Consider the following 17,537-nt stretch of genomic DNA (forward strand, 5'->3'; position numbering starts at 1 on the left):
ACCCCCAAGAGTTGTTTGCAATCCGCTAACCGGTCAGGCCGTGTCGCGGAAGGTTGATGAACCCGCTTAACTCCGGCATACCCGGAGAATAGTGAGCGCCCCATGATGCAGCAGTATCAAAGCAATTCGTACCTCTTCGGCGGCAACGCCCCCTATGTGGAAGAGCTGTACGAGGCCTATCTCCAGAATCCCAGTTCGGTTCCCGACAACTGGCGCGCGTATTTCGACGCGATGCAGAATGTCCCGGCTGTGGATGGTTCCAACGCCCGCGATATCCCCCACGCACCGATCGTCGCCTCGTTCGCCGAGCGCGCCAAGGCGGGCCCCATCAAGACCATCGTTGCCTCGGCCGACTCCGACATGGGTCGCAAGCGCGTCGCTGCCACGCAGCTGATCGCCGCCTACCGCAACATCGGTTCGCACTGGGCCGACCTCGATCCGCTCAAGCGCCAGGAGCGTCCGCCCCTGCCTGACCTGGATCCGGCGTTCTACGGTTTTTCCGAGGCCGACCTCGACATCGTCTTCAATGCCAGCAACACGTATTTCGGCAAGGAGTCGATGAGCCTGCGCGAGCTGCTCAACAACCTCCGTGAGACCTACTGCGGCACCATCGGCGCCGAGTTCATGTACGTGAGCGACCAGGCGCAGAAGCGCTGGTGGCAGGAGCGCCTGGAAACCACGCGCTCCAAGCCCGTGTTCACGCTGGAGAAGAAGAAGCACATCCTCGACCGCCTGACCGCGGCCGAAGGCCTGGAGCGATTCCTCCACACCAAGTATGTCGGCCAGAAGCGTTTCTCGCTGGAAGGTGGCGAGAGCTTCATCGCCGCCATGGACGAACTGATCCAGCACGCCGGTACCAAGGGCGTGCAGGAAATCGTGATCGGCATGGCCCACCGCGGCCGTCTGAACGTGCTGGTCAACACGCTGGGCAAGATGCCGGCCGACCTGTTCGCCGAATTCGAAGGCAAGCACGTCGATGACCTGCCGGCCGGCGACGTGAAGTACCACAAGGGCTTCTCGAGCGATGTCTCGACCGAAGGCGGCCCGGTTCACCTGTCGCTCGCGTTCAACCCGTCGCACCTGGAAATCGTCAACCCGGTGGTGGAAGGCTCGTCGAAGGCCCGCCAGGAACGCCGTGGCGACGCCGGTCACAAGGAAGTGCTGCCGGTGCAGGTGCACGGCGACGCGGCCTTTGCCGGCCAGGGCGTGGTGATGGAAACGCTGAACCTCGCGCAGACCCGCGGCTACGGCACGGGCGGCACGATGCACATCGTCATCAACAACCAGATCGGCTTCACGACGTCCGACCCCCGCGATGCGCGTTCGACGCTGTATTGCACGGACGTGGTCAAGATGATCGAAGCCCCGGTGCTGCACGTGAACGGCGACGATCCCGAAGCCGTGGTGTACGCCATGCAGCTGGCCGTTGACTTCCGCATGGAATTCAACAAGGACGTCGTGGTCGACATCATCTGCTTCCGCAAGCTGGGTCACAACGAGCAGGACACCCCTGCCATGACGCAGCCGCTGATGTACAAGAAGATCGGCCAGCACCCGGGTACGCGCAAGCTGTACGCCGACAAGCTGGTGGCCCAGAACCTGACCGCCGCCGACTTTGGCGACGAGCTGGTCAAGGGTTACCGTGCCGCCATGGACGCCGGCAAGCACACGGTGGACCCGGTCCTGTCGAACTTCAAGAACAAGTTCGCCGTGGACTGGATGCCGTTCCTGAACCGCAAGTGGACCGATGCCGCCGACACCGCCGTTCCGATGACGGAACTGAAGCGTCTGGCCGAGCGCATCACCACGATTCCGGAACAGCTCAAGCTGCACCCGCTGGTGGACAAGGTCATCAAGGACCGTGCCAACATGGGCAAGGGCGAGCAGATGCTGGACTGGGGCATGGGTGAACACCTGGCCTTCGCCTCGCTGGTCGCTTCGGGCTACCCGGTGCGTATCACCGGCCAGGATGCCGGCCGCGGTACCTTCACGCACCGTCACGCCGTGCTGCACGACCAGGCGCGGGAACGCTGGGATGCCGGTTCGTACGTGCCGCTGCAGAACGTGTCGGACAACCAGGCACCGTTCACGGTGATCGACTCGGTGCTGTCGGAAGAGGCCGTGCTCGGCTTCGAATACGGCTACTCGACCGCCGAACCGAACGCGCTGGTGATCTGGGAAGCCCAGTTCGGCGACTTCGTCAACGGCGCCCAGGTGGTGATCGACCAGTTCATCTCGTCGGGTGAAGTGAAGTGGGGCCGCGCCTCGGGCCTGACGATGATGCTGCCGCACGGCTACGAAGGCCAGGGTCCGGAACATAGCTCGGCCCGTATCGAGCGTTTCCTGCAGCTCTGCGCAGACCACAACATGCAGGTGGTCCAGCCGACCACGCCGGCCCAGATCTTCCACCTGCTGCGCCGCCAGATGATCCGTCTGTTCCGCAAGCCGCTGGTGATCATGACGCCGAAGTCGCTGCTGCGCAGCAAGGACGCCGTGTCGCCGCTGTCCGATCTGGCCAAGGGCCATTTCGAGACCGTGATCCCCGATCACGAGGAACTGAACGCCAGCAAGGTCAAGCGCGTGATCATGTGCTCGGGCAAGGTCTACTACGACCTGGTCAACACCCGCAAGGAACGCGAGGCGACCGACACGGCGATCATCCGCCTGGAGCAGCTGTATCCGTTCCCGCACAAGGCCGTGGCCGCGGAACTCAAGAAATACCCCGGCGCGACCGAAATCGTGTGGTGCCAGGACGAACCGCAGAACCAGGGCGCCTGGTTCTTCGTCCAGCACTACATCATGGAAAACATGACGGAAGGCCAGAAGCTCGGTTATGCCGGTCGTCCCGCCTCGGCTTCGCCGGCGGTGGGCTACTACGCAAAGCACAACGAGCAACAGAAGGCGCTGCTGGAAGCCGCGTTCTCCAAGCTCAAGGGCTTTGTTCTGACCAAGTAATTCGTTGGTACCCCGCGGCGGCGCTCAGGGATGCGCGCCGCGGGACTACCTGCCTGAAACGAAACACACACGCATACATCGAGGATTTAACAAACCATGGCTATTGTTGACGTCAAGGTTCCGCAACTGTCTGAATCGGTCGCCGAAGCGACCATGCTGAACTGGAAGAAGAAGCCGGGCGAAGCCGTTGCTCAGGACGAAATCCTGATCGAAATCGAAACGGACAAGGTTGTGCTGGAAGTGCCGGCCCCGTCGGCTGGCGTGCTGTCGCAGATCGTCAAGAACGACGGTGACACCGTTGTTGCCGACGAAATCATCGCCAAGATCGACACGGCAGCCACCGCTGGCGCCGCCGCTCCGGCCGCTGCCGCCCCGGCGCCCGCTGCCGCCGCACCGGCTCCGGCCGCTGCCCCGGCTGCCGCGCCCGCCGCAGCTGGCGCCATCGCCATGCCGTCGGCTGCCAAGCTGATGGCCGAAGGCGGCCTGTCGGCCTCGCAAGTGGCTGGCACCGGCAAGGACGGCCGTATCACCAAGGGTGACGTGCTGGCCGCCGGTTCGGCGCCGGCCGCCAAGGCTGCGCCGGCGCCGGCCGCTGCCAAGCCGGCCCTGCCGCAAGTGTCGGCCCAGGTCGACTTCGCCGCGCTGGGCGACCGCCCGGAAGAGCGCGTGCCGATGAGCCGCCTGCGCGCCCGTATCGCCGAGCGCCTGGTGCAGTCGCAATCGACCAACGCCATCCTGACCACGTTCAACGAAGTGAACATGAAGCCGGTCATGGATCTGCGTAACAAGTACAAGGATCGCTTCGAGAAGGAACACGGCGTGAAGCTGGGCTTCATGTCGTTCTTCGTGAAGGCCGCCGTCCACGCGCTGAAGAAGTACCCGATCATCAACGCTTCGGTGGATGGCAACGACATCGTCTACCACGGCTACTTCGACATCGGTATCGCCGTTGGCTCGCCGCGTGGCCTGGTGGTGCCGATCCTGCGCAACGCCGACCAGATGAGCCTGGCCGATATCGAGAAGAAGATTGCCGAGTTCGGTGCCAAGGCCCGTGACGGCAAGCTGTCGCTGGACGACCTGACCGGCGGTACGTTCTCGATCTCGAACGGCGGTACGTTCGGTTCGATGCTGTCGACCCCGATCATCAACCCGCCGCAATCGGCCATCCTGGGCGTTCACGCCACCAAGGACCGCGCCGTGGTGGAAGACGGTCAGATCGTGATCCGTCCGATGAACTACCTGGCCATGTCCTATGACCACCGTATCATCGACGGCCGCGAAGCCGTCCTGGGTCTGGTGGCCATGAAGGAAGCCCTGGAAGATCCGGCCCGCCTGCTGCTGGACCTGTAATCGGTCCTGTCCCCAGACAGACACTCCGTCTTTCGTTTGTCGTCGTCCCCGCACCTCGGTGCGGGGACCCGGCGAGCGCATCTGCACGATGCCGCCGGATGCCCGCCTTGTTGGCGCGGGCATGACGTGCCAAAGAGATATTTCCCATGAGCAAACAATTCGACGTGCTGGTGATCGGCGCCGGCCCCGGCGGCTACATCGCCGCCATTCGTGCTGCCCAGCTGGGCCTGAACGTGGCCTGCCTGGAAGGCAACGCCTATGACGATCCCAAGGGCGAAGCCCGCCTGGGCGGCACCTGCCTGAACGTGGGCTGCATCCCGTCCAAGGCGCTGCTGGCTTCCTCGGAAGAGTTCGAGAACGCCTCGCACCACCTGGCCGACCACGGCATCACCGTGGGCGACGTCAAGGTCGACGTGGCCAAGATGCTCAAGCGCAAGGACGACATCGTCGGCAAGATGACCAAGGGCATCGAGTTCCTGTTCCGCAAGAACAAGATCACGCTGTTCAAGGGCTACGGCAAGTTCGCAGGCAAGGCCGCCGAAGGCTTCCAGGTCGAGGTGAACGGCGAAACGCTGACCGCCAAACAGGTCATCATCGCCACGGGCTCGAAGGCCCGCCATCTGCCGGGTATTCCTGTCGACAACAAGCTGATCAGCGACAACGAAGGCGCGCTGAAGTTCGAGACGGTGCCGAAGAAGCTGGGCGTGATTGGCGCCGGCGTGATCGGCCTGGAACTCGGTTCGGTCTGGCGCCGCCTGGGTGCCGACGTGACCGTGCTGGAAGCGTTGCCCGCGTTCCTGGGCGCCGCCGACGAAGGCGTGGCCAAGGAAGCCCAGAAGCTGCTGACCAAGCAGGGCCTGAAGTTCAACCTGGGCGTCAAGGTCAACGAAGTCAAGGCCGGCAAGGACAACGTCACCGTTGCCTACACCGACAAGGACGGCAAGGACCAGACGCTGGAAGTCGATCGCCTGATCGTATCGGTTGGCCGCGTGCCCAACACCGACAACCTGGGCCTGGAAGCGGTTGGCCTGGGCGTGGATCAGCGTGGCTTCATCGAAGTCGACGACCACTGCCAGACAAAGGTGCCGGGCATCTGGGCAATCGGCGACGTGGTGCGTGGCCCGATGCTGGCCCACAAGGCGGAAGACGAAGGCGTGGCCGTGGCCGAGCGCATCGTCGGCCAGAAGCCGCACATCGACTTCAACACGGTGCCGTGGGTCATCTACACGTTCCCGGAAATCGCGTGGGTCGGCAAGACCGAGCAACAGCTCAAGGCGGAAGGCCGCGCGTACAAGTCGGGCCAGTTCCCGTTCATGGCCAACGGCCGTGCACTGGGCATGGGCGCGGCCGACGGCTTCGTCAAGATGCTGGCCGACGCCAAGACCGACGAGATCCTGGGCGTGCACATCGTGGCAGCCAATGCTTCGGACCTGATCGCCGAAGCCGTGGTGGCCATGGAGTTCAAGGCGGCAAGCGAAGACATCGGTCGTGTCTGCCACCCGCACCCGTCGATGTCGGAAGTCATGCGCGAAGCCGCGCTGGCCGTCGACAAGCGTCAGCTGAACATGTAATACCCGTTCACCTCCGGGTGAGCACCGGCGCGCCGCGATTCCTGCGGCGCGCCGTTTTCGCTTGAAGCACCCCGGCATTTCCGAGCCCCGACATGAACGTCACCGAGTTTTACGAACACGAACTCAAGCAGCGCGGCTACCAGTCCGACGAGGCGCAATTGCGCGCCGTGGCCCGGCTGCAGCAGTGCTACGACGAGTGGGTGGCGTACAAGAGCCGCCGCAACAACGCGCTGAAGAAGCTGCTGGTACACCCGGATGTGCCCAAGGGCGTGTACCTGTGGGGTGGGGTGGGGCGCGGCAAGTCGTTCCTGATGGACAGCTTCTATTCCTGCGTGCCCGTGGTGCGCAAGACCCGGCTGCATTTCCACGAATTCATGCGCGAGGTGCATCGCGAGCTCGAGGAGCTGCGGGGCCGCGCCGATCCGCTCGACGAACTGGCCAGGCGCATCGCGCGCCGATTCCGGCTGATCTGCTTCGACGAGTTTCACGTCAGCGACGTGGCGGATGCCATGATCCTGCACCGCCTGCTGCAGCAGCTGTTCGACAACGGCGTGCAGTTCGTGATGACTTCGAACTATCGCCCGGACCTGCTGTACCCGGACGGCCTGCATCGCGACCGCGTGCTGCCGGCCATCCACCTGCTGCAGACGAAGCTCGACGTGCTGAATGTCGACGCCGGCATCGATTACCGGAAGCGGGCGCTGGAACAGGTGCAGGCATACCACACGCCGCTGGGCCGCGAGGCAAGCGCCGCACTGCGCGACGCGTTCGTGTCGATCGCGGGGACTGCCGATGAATCGCCGATTCTCCATATCGAGCATCGCGAGATCAAGGCGCTGCGCAAGGCCAACGGCGTGGTCTGGTTCGATTTCGCCACGCTGTGCGGCGGACCGCGTTCGCAGAACGACTATCTGGAAATTGCCTCGCAATTCCACACCGTGATTCTCTCGGACGTGCCGAAGATGACGCCGCGGATGTCGTCGGAGGCGCGCCGCTTCACCTGGCTGATCGACGTGTTCTACGACCACAAGGTCAAGCTGCTGATTTCGGCCGAAGTGCCGGCCGACGAGCTGTACACGGAAGGGCAGATGGCCAACGAGTTCCACCGGACCGTGTCGCGGATCATCGAGATGCAGTCGCGGGAATACCTGGAGTCGGAACGCCGGGTGATGGACACTTCGCTGACCTGACCGGCCTGAAGTCGAGGCACGTCAAGGCATCCGGCAAGCCGCCGTTGTTTGCCGGACACCCTGGGGGGCGATTCTGAGGTCGTTTCCCCAAGTTTGATTTGTATCAAGGTAGGGCGCGCGCAAGGTACCTAGTATCCACTGGGTAATAAAAGCGCGCCATGTCGTCTCCAACTCCCGCCCCCCTCGCGCCAGGTCTGGTATCTGCCGCCGTTCCGGCCAGTACCCTTGCCGACCATCCGGACGCCCGTTCTCCCGGGCGGGCATTGGCGTCTTCTGCGTCATTAGCCTCAGACTCCACCGATTGTTTCCATTGCGGCCAGCCGTTGCAGGCCGCCGCGCCATTTGTCGCCCGGATTGATGGTCAATCGCGCAGTTTTTGCTGTGGCGGCTGCCAGACCCTGGCGCAGACGCTGCACGCGGCCGGTTTCGGTCATCTCTATGGCGATGTCACGCGCTTTGCGCGGCCGATCGACGCCGAAGCGCGGCGCGAGGCGGAGCCGGTCTGGGCGGCCTACGACAGCCCGGAACTGCGCGGCCAGTTCGTGCGACCGGCCGGAGAGGGCCGCTCCGAGGTGACGTTGGCGCCGGAAAACATCCGCTGCGCTGCCTGCGCCTGGCTGATCGAACAGCATCTGGGGCAGCTCGACGGGGTGGAATCGGTGGTGGCCAACGTGGCGACGCGCCGCGTGATCGTGCGCTGGCGCGACGCCTCGCAGGGCGTGGCCAACCTGCTGTCCAGCCTGGCCGATATCGGCTATGCGGCGTGGCCGTTCGAGGTATCGCGCTCCGACCGGCAGGACCGCCGCGAACGCCGCAGCCTGCTGATGCGGATGGCGGTGGCCATGCTCGGCATGATGCAGGTGATGATGTACGCCTGGCCGCTCTACACGCATGAGGCCACGATCGATCCCGGCCAGCTGCAGCTGATGCGCTGGGCCAGCTTCGCGCTGACCGTTCCTGTCGTTCTCTATTCCGCGTGGCCGATCTTTGCCGGCGCCTGGCGGTCGCTGCGCCACCGCCACATGGGCATGGACGTGCCGGTCGCGATTGGCGTGGCGGCTGGGTTCCTGGCCAGCGCCGTAGCCACCGCGCGCGGCGTGGGCGAAGTCTATTTCGATTCCGTGACGATGTTCGTCGCGTTCCTGTTGCTGGCGCGCTATCTGGAACTGCGCGTGCGCCAGGCATCGCGCAGCGGCGCGGAAATGCTGGCGCGGCAGTTGCCGGCCACCTGCGAGCGGCTGGCCCAGGCCGGCGGGGCGGGCGAGCGCGTCCCGGTCGCCAGATTGCAGCCGGGCGACCGCATCCGCGTCAAGGCCGGCGAGATCGTGCCCGCCGACGGGGTGGTGCTGGCCGGCGCGAGCGAGCTTGATGAATCGATGCTGACGGGCGAGGCGCGCCCGGTGAAGCGCGCGATGGGCGACGCGGTGCTGGCGGGCTGCTTCAATGCCGCCAGCCCGCTGGAGATACGTATCGAGCGGATTGGCGCGCAAACGCGCCTGGCGGAGATCGTCGCCGTGCTGGACCGTGCGCTGGCGGACAAGCCCAGGCTGGCGCAAGTGGCCGATCGCGTGGCCGGCTGGTTCGTCGGCACGCTGCTGATCATGGTCGTGGTGACCGGGGCGGTCTGGGCGCTGTGGATCGATCCGTCGCGCGCGTTGCTGGTGACGGTGGCGGTGCTGGTCGTCAGCTGTCCTTGTGCGCTGTCGCTGGCCACGCCGGCCGCGCTGGCGGCTGCGGGGGCGGCGCTGTCGCGGCGCGGGATGCTGCTGACACGCGCGCACGCGCTGGAAGCATTGGCCCGGGTGACCGACGTGGTGCTCGACAAGACCGGCACGCTGACCGAAGGGCGCTTTGCGCTGGTGTCCACGCAGACGTTTGGGGCGCTCGATGCGCAGGCTTGCCGACGCGTCGCGGCCGCCATGGAACGCGGCGGCGAGCATCCGATCGCACGGGCGTTCGCCGAATCCTGCGACGACGCGGGTGCCGGCCAACCCGTCGTGAGCGAACTGCGCAATGTGCCGGGGCAGGGGCTCGAAGCGTCGGTCGACGGCTGCCGGCTTCGCCTGGGGCGCCGCGAGTACGTGGCCGCCCTCTCATCGAGCGCAGAGGCCGCTGAATGCGGGCACGAGAGCCATCCCGGCGCCACGCAGGTGTGGCTGGGGGACGCCACCGGCTTGCTCGCCTGCTTCCTGCTGGCCGATGTCGAACGCGGCCAGACCCGTGCATTGCTGCGCGCGCTGGATTCGCTGGGCGTGCGCTGCCACCTGGTGTCGGGCGATGGCACGGCGGCCGTGCGCTGGTGGGCCGGCCGTTTCGGCATGGATACCGCCCTGGGCGCCGTGACGCCCGAAGGCAAGCGCGAGTACGTGGCCGCACTGCAGCAGCGCGGCGCGGTGGTGCTGGCGGTGGGCGACGGCATCAACGATGCCCCGGTGCTGGCGCAGGCGCAGGTATCGATCGCCATCGGCAGCGGCGCACCGCTGGCGCAGGCAGGGGCCGATGCGGTGCTGACGCACGGCGGGGTGGCGGAAATCGCCACCGCCGTGGCGGCCGCGCGCCGCGCCCGCCGCGTGGTGCGGCAAAACCTGGGCTGGGCCTTTGCCTACAACGTGGTGGCCATCCCGCTGGCCGCGACGGGCCACGTCACGGCCTGGATGGCGGGGATCGGCATGTCGGTGTCATCGCTGCTGGTGGTGGCCAATGCATGGCGGCTGCTGCGCGTCAAGGCAGCGGCGCCCGAAGCGCCCGAAGCGCCGGACGCGCGGGAAGGGAAATCCTGATGGAAACGCTATATCTGCTGGTGCCGATGAGCCTGGTGCTGGTGGCATTGATCGCCGGGGTCTTGTGGTGGGCGCTGCATGCGGGTCAGTACGACGACCTGGACCGGCCCGCCGAAGCGATCCTGCTCGATAACGACAAGCCGCAGGGGCCCGAACACGCCCGGTAGGGCGAATCGGCCGATGCGTCCTGGTGCAAGACCGGTGCACAGACATTACCCGGCGAAAACAGTTCGTGCGTGGTGCGTAAGGATTGATTGAAGTCAACGCGACGAGCGCGCTGTTTTTCTAAAGTCACACAGTCAATAGGTTTATTCTTACTTAGCTTGGGGGTCTGAATGGCTGTCACCACCGCGTCTCCACGCGTCGACACCTTCAACTACGGTGTAGTGCGGCAGTTTGCCGTCATGACCGTTGTCTGGGGCATCGTCGGCATGGCCGTAGGCGTTCTGCTTGCGGCGCAACTGATCTGGCCGGATCTGAATTTCAATACGCCGTGGCTGTCGTTCGGCCGACTGCGACCATTGCATACCAATGCGGTGATCTTCGCATTTGGCGGCAGCGCACTGTTTGCCACGTCGTATTACGTGGTGCAGCGCACCTGCCAGGCGCGCCTGTTCTGCGGGCCGCTCGCGGCATTCACGTTCTGGGGCTGGCAGATCGTCATCGTGGCCGCCGCGATCACGCTGCCGATGGGCATCACGAGCTCGAAGGAGTATGCCGAGCTCGAATGGCCGATCGACATCCTGATCACGCTGGTCTGGGTGGCCTACGCCATCGTCTTTTTCGGCACGATTGTCAAGCGCAAGACCCGGCACATCTACGTGGCCAACTGGTTCTTCGGCGCCTACATCCTGACCATCGCCATCCTGCATATCGTCAACAACATCGAGATGCCGGCGTCGATGTGGAAGTCGTATTCCGCCTATGCGGGCGTGCAGGACGCCATGATCCAGTGGTGGTACGGCCATAACGCGGTGGGCTTCTTCCTGACCACCAGCTTCCTGGGGATGATGTACTACTTCATCCCGAAGCAGGCCGAGCGGCCGATCTATTCGTATCGCCTGTCGATCGTCCACTTCTGGGCGCTCAATTTCACCTACATGTGGGCCGGCCCGCACCATCTGCAATACACCGCGCTGCCCGACTGGGCACAGTCGCTGGGCATGGTGTTCTCGCTGATCCTGCTCGCGCCGTCGTGGGGCGGCATGATCAACGGCATCATGACCATGTCCGGTGCCTGGCACAAGCTGCGTACCGACCCGATCCTCAAGTTCCTGGTGGTGGCGCTGTCGTTCTACGGCATGGCCACGTTCGAGGGCTCGATGATGTCGATCAAGACCGTGAACGCGCTGTCGCACTACACGGACTGGACGATCGGCCACGTCCATTCGGGCGCGCTGGGCTGGGTCGCGATGATCTCGATTGGCTCGCTCTACTACCTGATTCCGCGCCTGTTCGGCGAAAAGCAGATGTACAGCACGCGCCTGATCGAACTGCACTTCTGGGTGGCCACGATCGGCGTGGTGCTCTATATCGCCTCGATGTGGATCGCCGGTGTGATGGAAGGCCTGATGTGGCGCGCCACGCAGCCGGACGGCACGCTGACCTACGCGTTCGTGGAAGCGGTCAAGGCCAAGTATCCGTTCTACCTGATCCGACTGGCCGGTGGCCTGTGTTTCCTGGGTGGCATGTTCATCATGGCCTACAACGTGTTCCGCACCATCGCCGGCAAGCCGGCCGTGGACGCGCCGATTCCGGCCAGCCTGCCGGCTTCCGCCCACTGACCAGAGCCGAGGACGCAAACAATGTCTCAGAATCAAGGATTTTTCAGGCACGAGACGCTGGAAAAGAACGTCGGCTGGCTGATCATCGCGACAATCATCGTGGTCAGCATTGCCGGTCTGGTGCAGATCGTGCCGCTGTTTTTCCAGCACTCCACCACCCAGCCCGATCCGGGCATCACGCCGTATTCGCCGTTGCGGCTGATGGGGCGTGACATCTATATCCGCGAAGGCTGCGTGGGGTGCCATTCGCAGCAGGTGCGCACGCTGCAGGCCGAAACCGAGCGTTATGGCCATTTCTCCACGGCGGGGGAGTCGGTGTATGACCACCCGTTCCTGTGGGGTTCGAAGCGGACGGGCCCCGACCTGGCCCGCGTGGGTGGCCGGTATTCCGACGACTGGCAGCGCATCCACCTGCGCAGTCCGCGCGACGTGGTGCCCGAATCGGTGATGCCGTCGTATCCGTGGCTCGAAAAGACGCCGCTGCCGACCGATTCGGTCCAGGCCCGCATGCGCGCGCTGCAGCGTCTGGGCGTGCCCTATACCGATGCCGACATCGCTGGCGCACCGGAAGAACTGGTGGGCAAGACCGAAGAGGACGCCATGGTCGCGTACCTGCAGGGTCTGGGCCTGAACCGTCGCAATGTCCGTCTGGATACGGCCCCCGCGCCCGCCGCGGCAGCCCCCGCGGCCGAGACGGCCGCACCCGCCAAGGAGTAACGCCATGGTGATCGTGACTTCCATTGCCACTGTCCTGTCGATGCTGACGTTCCTGGCCATCTGCTGGTGGGCGTGGTCGGCGGGCCGCAAGGCTGCCAACGAGGAATCGGCGATGCTGCCGTTTGCCTTGCCGGACGAACATAACAATCCAAGCCGGAACTAGTAACCATGAGCGATTTCATTTCCGATTTCTGGGGCTACTACATCACGGCCATCGCGCTCATTGGTATCGTCTGGTGCGTATGGCTGCTGTTTTCGCAACGGAAGATGCCGAAGGGCATCAGTACCACCGACGACACCGGTCACGTCTGGGACGGCGACCTGCGCGAACTGAACCATCCGCTGCCGCGCTGGTGGATGTGGATGTTCCTGCTGGCCTGCGTGTTCAGCGTGGCATACCTGGTGCTCTATCCGGGCCTGGGCACCTACGCCGGCGTGCTGAAGTTCTCGACGCAGGGCGAACTTGCCGCGCATCGGGAAGCGGCCGAAAAGATGCAGCACGAGATCTATGCCAAGTACCTGAAGATGGACGTCAAGCAGGTGGCGGCGGACCCCGATGCGCGCGAAATCGGCCAGCGCCTGTTTCTGAACTACTGCGCCCAGTGCCATGGCTCGGACGCGCGCGGCAGCCGCGGCTTCCCGAACCTGACCGACAACGACTGGCTGTATGGCGGTGATCCCGACACGATCCAGCAGACGATCGCGAAGGGCCGCAACGGCGTGATGCCGCCGTTTGCCGGCACGATCGATGCCAAGCTGGCCGGCGATACGGCGCAGTATGTGCGGTCGCTGTCGGGGCTGACCTATGACCCGATCCGGGCGTCGCGCGGCGAAAGCACGTTCAAGTCCACCTGCGCGGCCTGCCATGGCGCGAGCGGCAAGGGCAACCAGGCGCTTGGCGCGCCCAACCTGTCCGACAACGTGTGGCTGTATGGCAGTTCGGAGGGCGTGATCGTCGAGGCCATCCTGAAGGGGCACAACGGCCATATGCCGGCCCATGAGGAAATCCTGACGCCTGAACGGATTCGCATGCTGACGGCATACGTCTGGGGCCTGTCGAACAGCAACGCGAACGCCGCATCCACAGGGCAATGACAAACCGTCCCCCGGGGTCCGGCGGCCACGCCGTCCGGACCGGGGGCATGAGGGCTGAACAATGAGCGCGCCCCTGGAATCTCCCCCCACTACACGCGAATCAAGCGAGGCCGCCTGGCGGCCCGCACCGCCGCCAAAGCCGGCGGCCGACGCCACCGAAGAGGCCCTGTACGAAGTCCGGCGCAAGATCTACCCGCGCTCGGTCACGGGCGCTTTTTCGAGCTGGCGGGTCTGGCTGGTCATCCTCACGCAACTGGTCTACTACGGCACGCCGTGGCTGCAATGGAACGACCGGCAGGCCGTCCTGTTCGATCTCGGCGCCCGCAAGTTCTACATCTTCGGCCTGGTGCTGTGGCCGCAGGACGTGATCTACCTGGCGGTGCTGCTGGTCATCTCGGCGCTGGCACTGTTCCTGTTTACGGCCATCGCCGGACGGTTGTTCTGCGGGTACGCGTGCCCACAGACGGTCTATACCGAGATCTTCATGTGGATCGAGCGCCGGGTGGAGGGCGACCGCATCGCCCGCATCCGGCTGGACGGCGATCCGTGGAGCCTGCGCAAGATTCGCCTCAAGGCGACCAAGCACGCGCTGTGGATCCTGATCGCGCTGTGGACGGGCTTTACGTTCATCGGCTATTTCGCACCGATCCGCGAACTGGGCGGCGAGGTCCTGCACTGGACCCTGGGCCCGTGGCAGGCGTTCTGGATGCTGTTCTATGCGTTTGCCACGTGGGGCAACGCCGGCTTCATGCGCGAGCAGGTGTGCAAGTACATGTGTCCGTACGCGCGCTTCCAGAGCGTGATGGTGGACCGCGACACCTACGTCGTCACCTATGACGTGGGCCGTGGCGAACCGCGCGGCAGCCGGTCGCGCAAGGCGGACCACCACGCGGCTGGCCTGGGCGACTGCGTGAACTGCAGCATCTGCGTACAGGTGTGTCCGACCGGGATCGACATCCGCGACGGCCTGCAGTACGAGTGCATCGGCTGCGGCGCGTGCATCGACGCCTGCGACCAGGTCATGGACAAGATGGAGTATCCGCGCGGGTTGATCCGGTACACATCGGAAAACGCGATGCGCAAGAAGCTGTCGGCATCGGATGCCCGCAAGCGGCTGATGCGTCCGCGCACGATCGTCTACACGGCGATCTGGCTCGCCTTGACGGCGGGCTTCGTCACATCGCTGGCCATGCGGGCGCCGCTCAAGGTCGACATCATTCGCGATCGTGGCGCGCTCGGGCGCGAAGTGGAAGGGCGCTGGATCGAGAACGTGTACCGGCTGCAGCTGATCAATGCCACCGAGGCGCCGATGAAGTTTCACGTGCAGGCGCAGAGCGACGCGTTGCAGGGCATGGTCGTGGAGTACGACCATGGCGCGGAATCGCTGTCGCCCACGTCGAACCGGCTGCTGCCGATCCGGATTCGTGTGCCGATCGACGATGCGAAGCAGGGTACGCACAAGATCGAGGTGACGGTCACCGCCGAGACCGAAACCGATCGGAAAGTGGATATCCGGCAAAGCACGAGTTTCATCGTGCCTCGCGATCTGTGATGCTGTCACGGATGGTGAGCCGGGACGAATGCCAATAGGAGAGCGCAATGACCCAACACCCCGCAAAGCCCTGGTACAGGGAGCCATGGCCCTGGATTCTGATGAGTGGTCCGCTGCTGGCGATGGTCGCCTGCGGTATCACGATCTGGCTGGCAAACACCCATGCCGATGTGCCGGTGACCGATGCCACGCGCCACGGCCTAGTGGTCGAGAAGGCCGGTGCCGACCGCGCTGAACCCGCTGCGAGGCGCCCATGAGACTGCGCTGGCTGATGTGGGTGCTATGGCCGGCGTTTCTGATGGGCGGTGCGGCCACGGCGGTGGTGTTCTCGGTGGTGGATCCCGGCGACCTCAGCTTCTTCGGACAACCGGTGGAAGCTTCCCGGCAGGCGATCTACACCGTTGGCTTCCTGGTCGCGTGGTTGTTCTGCGCGTTGTCCAGCGGCCTCACGCTGTACACGATGCCGGTGAAGCTCAGCGACACCGATGAACTCGAATAGCAATGCAGAACAGGCGCTGCAAACAGAAAGGCCGCGCTGGATGGCTCCGGCGCGGCCTTTGTCGTGATGTGTGGCCCAGGCATTCAGCAGGACCGGCTGTACACCTGCTTGATGCCTGCCATATCGACGAGCTTCACATGTCGCTGACGAATCTGGATCAGGCCTGCTTCGGCAAAGCGCGAGAACAGGCGGCTGACGGTCTCGAGTTTCAGGCCCAGGTAGCTGCCGATTTCCTCGCGGCTCATGCGCAGCACGAACTCGGTGGACGAATAACCGCGTGCCGACAGACGCTCGGACATGTTGACGAGAAATGCCGCCAAACGCTCTTCGGCGCGCATCGATCCGAGCGTGATCAGCATGACCTGGTCCTGCGAGATTTCCTTGCTCATCAGACGCAGGAACTGGCCTTGCAGGGAGGGCAGGATGCTCGACAGCGATTGCAGGTCGTCGTAGCGTACGACGCAGACTTCGGCGTCTTCCAGCGCGGTGGCGTCGGACGCGTGCTGCATCTCGCTGAGGCCATCGAGGCCGATGACTTCACCGGGCAGGTGGAAGCCCGTGATCTGTGTGCGCCCGTCTTCCATCGTGACGTGCGTCTTCAGTGTGCCGAAGCGAATGGCGTAGACCGCATTGAGCGGTTCGCCCATGCGGTAAAGCGTTTCGCCCTTGTGAACACGCACGCGTTCCTGCACGAGCGTGTCCATCTTCGCCAGGTCTTGTTGCGACATGCCCACGGGCAGGCAAAGCTGGCCCATGGCACACGTTGAGCAACGGGGCGACATCTCGGTGACGGGAATGGAAGTCAACAATTGAAGTGCTCGTTATGAATGCGCTTGCAGCGAGGGCGCGATGCAGGCATTTTACAGCGTCATGTGACGCAGAAGCGAGGAACAGTTGCCTTTTGGTGTGCTTTTAAGCGTTTTTCTGATGGCATTGCTCGGTGGCATGCATTGCGCGGCCATGTGTGGAGGAATTGCTATTGCCGCGGAGCAGAAACAGCACCGCGATGTGGCAATTGTCATACACCGTACCGCTCGCCAGTGGTGGACTGCGCTGTGCATCATGCATGCGGGCCGCATCACGACATACATGCTGCTGGGTGCGGTGATGGGTGCTGTCGGTGCGACGGCGTGGCGGCAGGAGTATCTGCCAATGCAGCGATGGCTTTATGCAGCGGGCAGCATGATGCTGGTGCTCACCGGTGTGTGGCTGTTGCGTGGACGCGTGATGCGTTCCGACTGGATCGAGCGGCTGGCCTCGCTGGCCGCCGTGCACGTGGTGCAGCGTGCGCGGGCCATGACCGCCCGACTGCCGGTGCGGCTACGCGGCGAGCGTCGCGCAAGGCCGCTGTTGCGCCGATACGGTATGGGTCTGGCCTGGGGGCTGGTGCCATGCGGAATGATCTATGGCGCATTGGCGCTGGCACTGCTGGCAGGCAACGCGGTGTCGGGCGCGCTCGTGATGGGCGCGTTCGGACTGGGCACGCTGCCCAACCTGCTGGTGATCTCGGGGCTGTCGGGGTACCTGCGGCAACTCTCGCGCAAACCTGCGGTGCGGGTCGCGTCGGGGCTGGTGGTGATCGGCTTCGGCGTGCTCGGCGTGGCCCGGTCGATCTGGCTCCCGGACACGCTGGCCCAACACGGCTTTTGCGTGGTGTTCTGAATCGGCCACAAGGGCGGGTTGCGGGCGGGGCCGGGAATGCCATACAATCGACGGAACCACGGTATCGCGCCGCACCATTGCTCGGGGCGCCGCTGGGGCCGCATTCCTGATCTGGGGAGCGTGCCCAGGGTTTTCGGCCGCTCCGGTGCGCCGAGAACGTCTCAACAGTCCATCCGGTTCAAAAGATCTGGTTAAAAGACCGGCTGCGGTTGGGAAGATGGCGCCGGTCAGGGCAGGGTTGCCTGAGCCGATACCGTTTTGTTTCTTGCCGTCTTGGCCATCTGGTGGCCCTGGCGAATGTCCGCCCCGAAGGGAGAAGGCGCGACGCAAGAGGTCCGTTGACTGGTGAAACTGGCCATCGCCGGACGATCTCCTGCCGGAT

Annotated in this window: 15 protein-coding genes; 14 read left to right on the plus strand and 1 reads right to left on the minus strand. The window is 64.6% G+C overall.

The window, feature by feature from the left end:
- The first annotated feature begins 102 nt into the window (after window positions 1-102).
- From AC24R4_RS23515 to AC24R4_RS23575, 13 genes are all read left to right on the plus strand, one after another.
- Window positions 103-2,955: a 2-oxoglutarate dehydrogenase E1 component gene (locus AC24R4_RS23515; protein ID WP_153945236.1), complete on the plus strand. Its 2,853-nt coding sequence runs from the start codon at window positions 103-105 to the stop codon at window positions 2,953-2,955.
- A gap of 96 nt (window positions 2,956-3,051) precedes the next feature.
- Entirely contained in the window at window positions 3,052-4,305 is a 1,254-nt protein-coding gene (gene odhB / locus AC24R4_RS23520; protein ID WP_092594059.1) for a 2-oxoglutarate dehydrogenase complex dihydrolipoyllysine-residue succinyltransferase, read from the plus strand.
- A gap of 146 nt (window positions 4,306-4,451) precedes the next feature.
- Window positions 4,452-5,876 carry a dihydrolipoyl dehydrogenase gene (gene lpdA / locus AC24R4_RS23525; protein WP_400394294.1) on the plus strand — a complete coding sequence of 475 codons (1,425 nt, stop codon included), beginning with the start codon at window positions 4,452-4,454 and terminating at the stop codon, window positions 5,874-5,876.
- A 92-nt stretch (window positions 5,877-5,968) separates the two neighbouring features.
- Window positions 5,969-7,066, plus strand: coding sequence for a cell division protein ZapE (gene zapE / locus AC24R4_RS23530; RefSeq protein ID WP_153945233.1), 1,098 nt, complete (start codon window positions 5,969-5,971; stop codon window positions 7,064-7,066).
- A gap of 158 nt (window positions 7,067-7,224) precedes the next feature.
- Window positions 7,225-9,846, plus strand: coding sequence for a heavy metal translocating P-type ATPase (locus tag AC24R4_RS23535; protein ID WP_487523688.1), 2,622 nt, complete (start codon window positions 7,225-7,227; stop codon window positions 9,844-9,846).
- The gene (gene ccoS, locus AC24R4_RS23540) at window positions 9,846-10,013 is read left to right on the plus strand and encodes a cbb3-type cytochrome oxidase assembly protein CcoS (protein WP_153945231.1); all 168 of its coding nucleotides are present in this window, start codon (window positions 9,846-9,848) and stop codon (window positions 10,011-10,013) included. The genes AC24R4_RS23535 and ccoS overlap by 1 nt, the downstream gene beginning before the upstream one ends.
- A 168-nt stretch (window positions 10,014-10,181) precedes the next feature.
- A complete protein-coding gene (gene ccoN, locus AC24R4_RS23545) occupies window positions 10,182-11,630 on the plus strand; it encodes a cytochrome-c oxidase, cbb3-type subunit I (protein WP_153945230.1) in 1,449 nt (482 codons plus the stop codon).
- Between the two features lie 21 nt (window positions 11,631-11,651).
- Complete coding sequence (ccoO, locus tag AC24R4_RS23550; RefSeq protein ID WP_487523689.1) at window positions 11,652-12,347, plus strand: cytochrome-c oxidase, cbb3-type subunit II; 696 nt, start codon at window positions 11,652-11,654, stop codon at window positions 12,345-12,347.
- A gap of 4 nt (window positions 12,348-12,351) precedes the next feature.
- Window positions 12,352-12,510 carry a cbb3-type cytochrome oxidase subunit 3 gene (locus AC24R4_RS23555; protein WP_153945228.1) on the plus strand — a complete coding sequence of 53 codons (159 nt, stop codon included), beginning with the start codon at window positions 12,352-12,354 and terminating at the stop codon, window positions 12,508-12,510.
- Between the two features lie 5 nt (window positions 12,511-12,515).
- Entirely contained in the window at window positions 12,516-13,442 is a 927-nt protein-coding gene (gene ccoP / locus AC24R4_RS23560) for a cytochrome-c oxidase, cbb3-type subunit III (RefSeq protein ID WP_153945227.1), read from the plus strand.
- A gap of 61 nt (window positions 13,443-13,503) precedes the next feature.
- Window positions 13,504-14,994 (plus strand): cytochrome c oxidase accessory protein CcoG, encoded by a 1,491-nt coding sequence (gene ccoG / locus AC24R4_RS23565; protein ID WP_487523690.1) that lies wholly within the window; start codon window positions 13,504-13,506, stop codon window positions 14,992-14,994.
- Between the two features lie 47 nt (window positions 14,995-15,041).
- On the plus strand, window positions 15,042-15,251 hold the full coding sequence (locus tag AC24R4_RS23570) for a FixH family protein (RefSeq protein ID WP_153945225.1): 210 nt from the start codon (window positions 15,042-15,044) through the stop codon (window positions 15,249-15,251).
- Entirely contained in the window at window positions 15,248-15,493 is a 246-nt protein-coding gene (locus tag AC24R4_RS23575; RefSeq protein WP_487523691.1) for a hypothetical protein, read from the plus strand. Before AC24R4_RS23570 ends, AC24R4_RS23575 begins: the two co-directional genes overlap by 4 nt.
- An 83-nt stretch (window positions 15,494-15,576) precedes the next feature.
- Here the strand turns inward: AC24R4_RS23575 and fnr are convergent, their stop codons facing one another.
- Window positions 15,577-16,302, minus strand: a complete 726-nt coding sequence (gene fnr, locus AC24R4_RS23580) for a fumarate/nitrate reduction transcriptional regulator Fnr (RefSeq protein WP_153945224.1) — start codon at window positions 16,300-16,302, stop codon at window positions 15,577-15,579.
- 85 nt (window positions 16,303-16,387) lie between these two features.
- On the opposite strand from fnr, the gene AC24R4_RS23585 reads away from it, so the two are divergent.
- Window positions 16,388-17,155, plus strand: a complete 768-nt coding sequence (locus AC24R4_RS23585; protein ID WP_487523692.1) for a sulfite exporter TauE/SafE family protein — start codon at window positions 16,388-16,390, stop codon at window positions 17,153-17,155.
- Window positions 17,156-17,537 lie beyond the last annotated feature (382 nt).

Source organism: Cupriavidus sp. CER-90 (assembly GCF_057652055.1).

Coding starts and splice junctions, on each gene's coding strand:
- AC24R4_RS23515 (WP_153945236.1), top strand. CDS start 103: ATGATGCAGCAGTATCAAAGCAATTCGTACCTCTTCGGCGGCAACGCC.
- odhB (WP_092594059.1), top strand. CDS start 3,052: ATGGCTATTGTTGACGTCAAGGTTCCGCAACTGTCTGAATCGGTCGCC.
- lpdA (WP_400394294.1), top strand. CDS start 4,452: ATGAGCAAACAATTCGACGTGCTGGTGATCGGCGCCGGCCCCGGCGGC.
- zapE (WP_153945233.1), top strand. CDS start 5,969: ATGAACGTCACCGAGTTTTACGAACACGAACTCAAGCAGCGCGGCTAC.
- AC24R4_RS23535 (WP_487523688.1), top strand. CDS start 7,225: ATGTCGTCTCCAACTCCCGCCCCCCTCGCGCCAGGTCTGGTATCTGCC.
- ccoS (WP_153945231.1), top strand. CDS start 9,846: ATGGAAACGCTATATCTGCTGGTGCCGATGAGCCTGGTGCTGGTGGCA.
- ccoN (WP_153945230.1), top strand. CDS start 10,182: ATGGCTGTCACCACCGCGTCTCCACGCGTCGACACCTTCAACTACGGT.
- ccoO (WP_487523689.1), top strand. CDS start 11,652: ATGTCTCAGAATCAAGGATTTTTCAGGCACGAGACGCTGGAAAAGAAC.
- AC24R4_RS23555 (WP_153945228.1), top strand. CDS start 12,352: ATGGTGATCGTGACTTCCATTGCCACTGTCCTGTCGATGCTGACGTTC.
- ccoP (WP_153945227.1), top strand. CDS start 12,516: ATGAGCGATTTCATTTCCGATTTCTGGGGCTACTACATCACGGCCATC.
- ccoG (WP_487523690.1), top strand. CDS start 13,504: ATGAGCGCGCCCCTGGAATCTCCCCCCACTACACGCGAATCAAGCGAG.
- AC24R4_RS23570 (WP_153945225.1), top strand. CDS start 15,042: ATGACCCAACACCCCGCAAAGCCCTGGTACAGGGAGCCATGGCCCTGG.
- AC24R4_RS23575 (WP_487523691.1), top strand. CDS start 15,248: ATGAGACTGCGCTGGCTGATGTGGGTGCTATGGCCGGCGTTTCTGATG.